This is a genomic window from Nonomuraea sp. NPDC048882 (assembly GCF_040649755.1).
Classification (GTDB): Bacteria; Actinomycetota; Actinomycetes; order Streptosporangiales; family Streptosporangiaceae; genus Nonomuraea; species Nonomuraea maheshkhaliensis.
In genome coordinates this window covers 450,579-457,341 of the sequence record NZ_JBEZGB010000009.1, presented here as the reverse complement: position 1 = coordinate 457,341, position 6,763 = coordinate 450,579, and the positions used below count along the sequence as shown (strand labels likewise).

Sequence of the window (6,763 nt, the reverse complement as noted above, 5' to 3'; positions counted from 1 at the left end):
CGCCGCTCGAGTACCCCGAAGGGCCTTTCCGCTCGACTTGCATGTGTTAAGCACGCCGCCAGCGTTCGTCCTGAGCCAGGATCAAACTCTCCAAAAAATGTTTGGAAAAGTGGTTGAATCCCAACCAAAAAGGAATCCGTCTTGGTCCGAAGACCTGACGGGGTTATGCATGTGTTTCATGCACTGGCTTTTAACACACTGTTGAGTTCTCAAGAAACGGACGCGTACAACTCGGTCTGGATCTGTATTCAGTGATCCTAGCCTCGAAGGCGCTATCTCGTCCTCCGCAATCTTAGCAGATCGGCTAGCATCGAGTCAAATCTTGCGATTTGATCTGAGGCCGGATGACCTTCCAAGATTGTGCGCCCCGTCTCCGGGGCAACCCTCGTAACTTACCGTGTCACCCGGACCATGTCGAATCAACCGAATTTTCGGTAGTGTCGGCACGCCCGGACAACGGCCCATGCTGAAGCACGCCTAAGCGGCTCTGCCGGGTGGCTCGTTGTATCAAGGGGCTTGCCCTGGGGCCCGTCCGCCTGACCGGCGTCCGGCTCACTCCCGGGGCGAGGTGAAACATTAGGTCGCGATCCACGGCACGTCAAATCGACTCGCCCGGGGGATGGGGGCTTGTCTCCGCCGCGTGAGAGTTCTGACTGGTCAGCGCGCTGGGATGCGGTTTTGCGCCCCGTGTCGGTACAGGCGGTGGCGTCGTGGTTGCCCTTCCCTTCTGTCCGGATGCCCGGGTGTCCGGGTGTCGTTGTCGTCGCATGCGGCATCGAGTGCGACGTGCTCAGGGTCGATGTGGTTCTCGCGGATGATGGTGCAACGCGAGTCGGCGCGATCGTGGGTGCTACTGATGCCGAGGCCGCCTGCCCCGCGCCCACTGGCAAGGCCGGCAACTGGTGGTGACAGGTGCCGGGTGGGAGCACAGTCGGGGGGAACCGTCTGGTGGGAGCGTTGCCCGGTGCGAGTGTTGCCGGGTGGTGGCCGTCGGCTGGGCGCGGCGCCATCCGGCGGTCACGTCTGGCAGCGGTGTCGAGGGGCAGCAGGAGCAGGAGCGGGAGCAAAAGCGGCAAGCGCAATGAGGCAGTAAGGCTGCCTGCGCGGAGTGCCTTTGGCGCAGGGTGCTGCGTTCGTAGCATCCCTGCGCTCGCAGGTGGCTCGGTGGAAAGCGGGCTGGAGGTCGGAGGTCTTTGGCCGGATGGCTTCGGAGAGTTGTTGCTCAGTGCCGCCTGAGGTGGTCGGGTCATAGGGGCGGAGACGATCACTTTCGCCATATACCGGGACCACTGCCGCGTATCCTGCCCCGGTGACCACTGCCGCCACACTAGCTCCCCCAGTCCGCCCCACCGCCCGTCCCCGCACGTCAACCCCTTGGTGGATGGGGCTGGTCGCCGGGCTGGCCGCGTTCTCGGGTAACGGCTCCTCGACTCTGAACGGGGACGAGTTGGCCACCATCAGCGCCGCCGGCCGTTCGCTGGCGGGGATGTTCGAGCTGGCGCGCCACATCGATGGGCACTTCCTCCCCTACTACCTGTTCATGCACTTCTGGGCGAAGGCGGGGACGGCGGAGTTGTGGTTGCGGCTGCCGTCGGCGGTGGCGATCGGGGTGGCGGCGTGGTTCCTGGTCGAGCTGGGGCGTCGGCTGCACAGCACGCGGGCGGGGGTGATCGCGGCCGGCGTGTTCGCGATCCTGCCGTCGGTGTCCTACTACGGGGCTTTTGCCAGGTCGTACGCGTTTGCGGCGGCCGCGGTCGTGTTCTCGTTCTGGGCGTTGCACCGGGCCTTGGAGAGCGGCGGGCGGCCGGGGGTGCGGCGCTGGGTGGTGTACGGGGTGGCGGTGGCGCTGGTGTGCTCCACGCATCTCTTCGCGGTGCTCGTGCTGCCGGCCCAGGTGCTGCTGATGCGACGGGCCGTGGCCGTGCGGATGGTGGTGGCGATGGCTGTGGGGTGTGTGCCGGCCGCCGTTCTCGGGCTGATCGGGTACGGGGAGCGGCATGCCATCAGCTGGATCCCTGAGCGCGGGCCCGAGGTGTGGTTGAAGTTTCCCAAGATGGCGGCGGGGGCGGGCACGCTCGGAGTGGTGTTGTTCGTGATGGCGCTGGTGGGGGCGGCGGTGCTGTCCTGGAGGATGCCACGGGCGGGGACGGTGCAGGGCGGGAAGTCGCTGCGGGCCGGGGCGGGGCCGGACGGGGCAGCCGTCCCCCCGTCCGCTGGGAAGGAGCGGAGCGGTGGGGTCTGGGCGTTCGTGCTGGTGGGGTGGCTCGTGCTGCCGCCGGTGCTGCTGCTGGTGGTCTCGTGGGCGGTGACGCCGGTGTACGTGGATCGCTATCTGTTCGTGACGGCTCCCGCGCTGGCGCTGCTGGCGGGGCTGGCCGTGGCGGGTCTCCCCCGGTTCCATGTGGTGGCGGGGGTGGTGGTCGTGGCGCTGGGGTGCGCGCTGGCATTCCCCGACCATGTCGACGTACGGGAGGAGAACGGCCGGTTCGAGAACATCCCGTGGGCCCTGCGGGTGATCAAGGCCGAGCCCGATGACGCCATCGTCTACGGGCAGAGCCAGCTGCGGATCGGATTCGACTACTACGCCGACTCCCTCATGCCCGTGGACGTGCTGCGGGCGGGCGACGAACCGGAGCCGGACGGGTTCGGCTATCCGGAGCGGTCGGATGTCTCGGCCGTGCTGAAGGAGCGGGAGCGGGTCTGGGTCGTATGGCGGGGGACGAAGCAGTCGGGGCTTGAGGGGGATGCCGTGCCCCGGGTCGAGGAGGTTGAGCAAGCCGGGTTCGAGGTGACCCTGGCCAAGCATTCGGGGGATCTACCCGGCCTGACGGTGGCGTTGTTCGAACGGGGTCAAGGAGATGGCCGGTAGCGGCCAAGGCGGTGATGGCGAGCACGAGAACGGGCCCCCAGCGCAGCGCAGCCGGAGGGCCCGTAATAGCAGGGACGATCAGCCGACCTCGACGCCGCCGATCGACTTCTTGCCGCGCCGCAGCACCATGTACCGCCCACCGAGCAGATCGTCCGTCCCGGGCACGTACGCCTCGTCGGTGATCTTGCGGTTGTTGAGGTACGCCCCGCCCTCCTTCACCGCCCGCCGGGCCGCCGACTTGGACTCCACCAGGCCGCTGTCGGCCAGCAGGTCCACGAAGGCGGTGCCGAGCTCGGGGATGGCGGCCCTGGGCACCTCGGCCAGCGCGGCCCCGAGGGTGGCGGCCGGCAGGTCCTCCAGTGAGCCCTGGCCGAACAGGGCCTTGGAGGCGGCGACGACCGCGTCCAGCTCCGCCCGGCCGTGCAGCAGCTCGGTGAGGTCCTCGGCCAGCGTGCGCTGGGCCTCGCGGGCGAAGGGACGTTCGGCGACGGCCTTCTCCAGCGCCTCGATCTCCTCGCGGCTGCGGAACGTGAACACCTTGAGGTAGTGGATCACGTCGCGGTCGTCGGTGTTGAGGAAGTACTGGTAGAAGGCGTACGGGGAGGTCATCTCGGGGTCGAGCCAGAGGGCGCCCCCGGCCGTCTTGCCGAACTTGGTGCCGTCGGCCTTGGTGATGAGCGGCTGGGTCAGCACGTGGACGTGGCCGCCCTCGACGCGGCGGATGAGGTCGGCGCCCGCGGTGATGTTGCCCCACTGGTCGCTGCCGCCGATCTGCAGGGTGCAGTTGTAGCGGCGGTAGAGCTCCAGGTAGTCGTTGGACTGCAGGATCTGGTAGCTGAACTCGGTGTAGCTGAGCCCTTCGCCCTGCAGCCGCGCGGAGACCGACTCCCTGGCGAGCATGCGGTTGACCGGGAAGTGCTTGCCGATGTCGCGCAGGAAGTCGATGGCGCTCAGCTCGCCGGTCCAGTCGAGGTTGCTGACGAGGCGGGCCGGGTTGGGCTGGGCGTCGAAGTCCAGAAATTTGCTGACCTGTCCGCGCAGGCGTTCCACCCACTCGGCGACGATCTCGCCGGAGTTGAGCGAGCGCTCGGTGTTGCGGCCGCTCGGGTCGCCGATGAGGCCGGTGGCGCCGCCGACCAGGCCGATCGGGTTGTGCCCTGCCAGCTGGAAGCGGCGCAGCGTGAGCAGCGGCACGAAGTGGCCGATGTGCAGGGACGGCGCGGTGGGGTCGAAACCGGAATAGACCGTGATCGGTGCCTCGGCCATGGACGCGCGCAGCGCGTCGAGGTCGGTGGACTGGGCGATCAGGCCTCGCCACGCGAGGTCGTCAAGGATGTCGGTCACGGTGATCTGGCTTCCCTGGGTCGTTGTCGGTGCCTTTAGCCTGCCCGATCGGTGCGCGTGGGCGCTACTTGGATACGCTGTGTACCCATGTGGAGGGTCCGTCGCGAGCTGGCCGTTTTCAAGATCTTAGGGGCTCTGGTGTGTGCCGGGCTCGGCGTTTACTGGTGGTGGGACGGCGATTTGCGCGGGGTGATCCTGGCGGTGCCCGCGGCCGTCCTGGTGGGCGGGATGGGGTTGCGCGACCTGCTCGTCCCGGTACGGCTGGCGGCCGACGAGAGCGGCATCACGGTGGTGCACGGGTTCGCGGGGCGGCGGCACGTGCCGTGGGAGTCGATCTGGGACGTCAAGGTGGACGTGCGCAGGCGGTGGGGGCTGCGCAGCGAGATGCTGGAGATCGACACCGGCGACTATCTGCACATCTTCAGCCCTCACGAGCTGGGCACCTCCCCCACGGAGGTGGCCGCGGCGCTGCGCCGGCGCGGCACGTGAGCGCGGTACGGCGACACGGTCGGGTCGCCGTCGATCCAGAACCGCCACGGGGTGTCCTTGGCCGTCGAGACGCCGGTGCGCGGCCCTGACCTGATCGCCGAAGGGTCGGCGGGCCGGCCGTGCAGCACGGTGGCCGACTGGTGCGGCCGGCCGGACGGCGAGCCTTCGAGGACGGCGTCGAGGCCGTTGTGCTCGCGCAGCAGGCCCAGGGCGACGGCCAGCCGGGCGGGGCCGCGGGCCAGGTCGCGATCGGCGACGGGCTTGCCGGACGATCGGCGGGCGCGGGCCTCGGCGGCGCCCGCGACCACTTCCCCGGCCCGCAGCAGCACGGCCGAGCCGAACCCCTCCGGCAGGCAGACGAGGTTCGCGCAGAAGTGCATGCCGTAGGTGAAGTAGACGTAGATGTGGCCCGGCGGGCCGAACATGACGGCGTTGCGCGGCGTCCTGCCCCGGTAGGTGTGGGCGGCCGGGTCCTCGCCGGGGCCGCCGTACGCCTCGACCTCGGTCAGGCGTACGGCGACGGCGCTCTCCCCGCTGCCGTGCACGAGCACGCGCCCGAGCAGGTCGGGCGCCACCTCCCATGACGGCCGGTCGAAGAAACTCCGCGGCAGCGCGGCGGAGCTCAGCTCCCCGCGGCCCATGCCGCCTGCGCGTCGACGGACTCCCGCAGCGCGACGAGCTGGTCGCGGACGCGGTCGGGCGCGGTGCCGCCGTAGGCCTTGCGCGCGGCCAGGGCGCCGGGCACGCTGAGCACGTCGCGGACGTCGGGGGTCAGATGCGGCGAGACCTTGACCAGCTCGTCGTCGCTCAGCTCCCCGAGGTCCTTGTCGTTGACCTGGCACCACACGACGAGATGGCCGACGGCCTCGTGCGCCTCGCGGAACGGCACGCCGCGGCGGACGAGCAGCTCGGCCAGGTCTGTGGCCAGGGCGAACCCGTCGGGGGCCGAGGCCTCCATGCGGGCGGTGTTGATCCGCATGGTGGCGACCAGGCCGGCCATCGCGGGCAGGACGAGCAGGAGGGTGTCGACCGCGTCGAACACCGGCTCCTTGTCCTCCTGGAGGTCCCTGTTGTAGGTGAGCGGCAGGCCCTTGAGCGTGGTGAGCAGGGACATGAGGTTGCCGATGAGCCGCCCGGACTTGCCGCGGGCCAGCTCGGCGACGTCGGGGTTCTTCTTCTGCGGCATGATCGACGAGCCGGTGGAGTAGGCGTCGTCCATCTCGATCCAGCGGAACTCCTGCGAGGCCCACAGGACGATCTCCTCGCCCAGCCGCGACAGGTGCACACCGATCATGGCCGCGTCGAACAGGAACTCGGCGGCGAAGTCGCGGTCGGAGACGGCGTCCATCGAGTTGGGCGCGGCGGCGGAGAAGCCCAGCTCCTCGGCCACGGCCTGCGGATCGAGCGGCAGCGAGGAGCCCGCGAGAGCGCCTGAGCCCAGCGGGGAGATCGCGGCGCGCTTGTCCCAGTCGGTGAGCCGGTCGACGTCACGGGCGAAGGCGTGCACGTGGGCCAGCAACTGGTGGCCGAACGAGACCGGCTGGGCGTGCTGCAGGTGGGTCATGCCGGGCGCGGCCGTGTCGGCGTGCTGCTCGGCCTGGGCCATCAGCGCCGTCTCCAGCTCGACCAGGCGCGAGACCACCGATCTGGCGTGGTCGCGCAGGTAGAGCCGCAGATCGGTGGCGATCTGGTCGTTGCGCGAGCGGCCCGCGCGCAGCTTGCCGCCGAGCGAGCCGAGCCGCTCCAGCAGGCCGCGTTCCAGCGCGGTGTGCACGTCCTCGTCGGCGACCGTCGGGCGGAACTCCCCCGCCTTGCACGCGCGCTCCAGGTCGTCGAGCGCGCCGATCATGCGGTCGAGCTCCTCGTCGCTCAGCAGCCCCGCCCTGTGCAGCACGCGGGCGTGCGCCCTGGACGCCGCCAGGTCGTACGGCACCAGCCGCCAGTCGAAGTGCACGCTCACCGACAGCCGGGCCAGCGCGTCGGACGGGCCGCTCTCGAAGCGTCCGCCCCACAGCCGCATCGGCTTGCCATCACTCACCGTCATCTCCTCCGTTTCCCCCG

At 69.7% G+C, this 6,763-nt stretch carries 5 protein-coding genes and 1 rRNA gene; 2 read left to right on the top strand and 4 right to left on the bottom strand.

Annotation, left to right across the window (positions count from 1 at the left end; genetic code table 11):
• Positions 1-97: ribosomal RNA gene (locus AB0C27_RS31980) — 16S ribosomal RNA — on the bottom strand; the annotation flags it as partial.
• Between the two features lie 1,284 nt (positions 98-1,381).
• Here AB0C27_RS31980 and AB0C27_RS31975 point away from each other — a divergent pair.
• The gene (locus tag AB0C27_RS31975) at positions 1,382-2,869 is read left to right on the top strand and encodes a glycosyltransferase family 39 protein (protein WP_357851383.1); all 1,488 of its coding nucleotides are present in this window, start codon (positions 1,382-1,384) and stop codon (positions 2,867-2,869) included.
• A 78-nt stretch (positions 2,870-2,947) separates the two neighbouring features.
• On the opposite strand, the gene tyrS is transcribed toward AB0C27_RS31975, so the two are convergent.
• Positions 2,948-4,213 (bottom strand): tyrosine--tRNA ligase, encoded by a 1,266-nt coding sequence (tyrS, locus tag AB0C27_RS31970; RefSeq protein WP_357851380.1) that lies wholly within the window; start codon positions 4,211-4,213, stop codon positions 2,948-2,950.
• An 87-nt stretch (positions 4,214-4,300) separates the two neighbouring features.
• Here tyrS and AB0C27_RS31965 point away from each other — a divergent pair, with 87 nt between their 5' ends.
• A complete protein-coding gene (locus AB0C27_RS31965) occupies positions 4,301-4,702 on the top strand; it encodes a PH domain-containing protein (protein ID WP_357851377.1) in 402 nt (133 codons plus the stop codon).
• Here AB0C27_RS31965 and AB0C27_RS31960 read toward each other — a convergent pair.
• Both AB0C27_RS31960 and argH read right to left on the bottom strand, forming a co-directional pair.
• On the bottom strand, positions 4,642-5,343 hold the full coding sequence (locus AB0C27_RS31960; RefSeq protein ID WP_357851374.1) for a DNA-3-methyladenine glycosylase: 702 nt from the start codon (positions 5,341-5,343) through the stop codon (positions 4,642-4,644). The two genes, AB0C27_RS31965 and AB0C27_RS31960, sit on opposite strands and share 61 nt — an antisense overlap.
• A complete protein-coding gene (argH, locus tag AB0C27_RS31955; RefSeq protein ID WP_357851371.1) occupies positions 5,325-6,746 on the bottom strand; it encodes an argininosuccinate lyase in 1,422 nt (473 codons plus the stop codon). Before argH ends, AB0C27_RS31960 begins: the two co-directional genes overlap by 19 nt.
• Between the last annotated feature and the right edge of the window lie 17 nt (positions 6,747-6,763).